This window comes from Burkholderia sp. LMG 13014 (genome assembly GCF_905232215.1).
Taxonomy (GTDB): Bacteria; Pseudomonadota; Gammaproteobacteria; order Burkholderiales; family Burkholderiaceae; genus Burkholderia.
Genome location: NZ_CAJNKE010001010.1, coordinates 1 through 1270 on the forward strand (window position 1 = coordinate 1; position 1270 = coordinate 1270).

A 1270-nucleotide genomic window follows, 5' to 3' on the forward strand; every position below is an offset into this window, starting at 1 on the left:
TAGCACGCGCACAGGCGCTCGGCCTGCTCGTCGGGTACGAAGAAACCGGTGTCGGGCATGCCGATCGGATCGAACAGCGACTGCTTCAGGTAGTCGGCGAACGGCTGCCCGGAGATCTTCTCGACCAGGTAGCCGAGCACGTGCGTCGCGACCGAATAATTCCATTCGTCGCCCGGCGAGTAGTCGAGCGGCAGCCGGGCCAGATCCGCGATCATGCCGTCGAGACCGCCCGGGTTGCCCGGTTCGCCGAGCGCGAGTTCACGGTAAGCGGCATCGACGTTCGTGCGGGCCTGGAAGAAATACGACAATCCGGCCGTATGGCGCAGCAGATCGACCATCAGCATCTCGCGCGTGACCGGCCGGGTCTGGAACCCGCCGAGGCTCCGCGCGCCGGCCACCGCAACGCCCAACTCCTTCCATGCCGGAATCACGCTCGACACGGGATCGTCGAGCGCGACCAGCCCCTGCTCGACCAGCGTCATGAACGCGACGCTCGTGATCGGCTTGGTCATCGAGTAGATGCGGAAAATCGCATCCTCGCGCATCGGCTTCGCCCGCTCGACGTCCATCGATCCGACGACGTTCACGTGCGCCAGCTCGCCACGGCGATGGATCATCGTCACCGCCCCCGGCAAGCGCCCGGACGCCACATACCGCTCGTTCAGCCGCGTGTCGAGCGCTTTCAGCCGCTGCGACGACAAACCCGGATGTGCCACCTTGGTCATGCCCCTGCTCCTCTGTTCTCTTCGGTCTCGACACGCCGGAACCCGCGTCGCTGCGCTTCAGGCAGCACGCTTGCCCGGTTTAAACATTCTAAAAATAGAACTATATCATTTTAGGAGGCGCTCGAACCATCGCGGCTTGTCGGCGACACGCGGCGCGCCGCATCCCGGCCGGTTGCCCGATTCGAGACGCGCGGGCATGATGTCGCGAACCCTGGCGGCGGCCCTGCGAGCCGCTCACCGCAACGCGCCGTAGATCGCGCCGCCCGGGATCCGCTTCGTACACGGCTGCCTCTGCCCACCTCCGTCCGCCCATGTCATTACGCGCATTCAGAACGCTGGTCGCCATCGCCCGATACCGGACGTTCGCGCGCGCCGGCGAAGCCATCGGCCTCACGCAATCGGCGGTGAGCCTGCAGATCAAGACGCTGGAAAGCGAATACAACGTGCAGTTGTTCGATCGCTCGCGCCGGCAGCCGGTACTCACCGAGGCCGGCAACATCCTGCTCGCGCAGGCCGAGCAGGTGCTCGCGATGGTCGACCGGATT

At 65.6% G+C, this 1270-nt stretch carries 2 protein-coding genes; one reads left to right on the top strand and one right to left on the bottom strand.

The window, feature by feature from the left end:
• The coding region (locus tag JYJ84_RS36955) for a serine hydrolase (protein ID WP_205190329.1) at nt 1-725 on the bottom strand (725 nt) is incomplete at its 3' end.
• A gap of 311 nt (nt 726-1036) precedes the next feature.
• Between JYJ84_RS36955 and JYJ84_RS36960 the strand changes: the two genes are divergently transcribed.
• The coding region (locus JYJ84_RS36960; RefSeq protein WP_205190330.1) for a LysR family transcriptional regulator at nt 1037-1270 on the top strand (234 nt) is incomplete at its 3' end.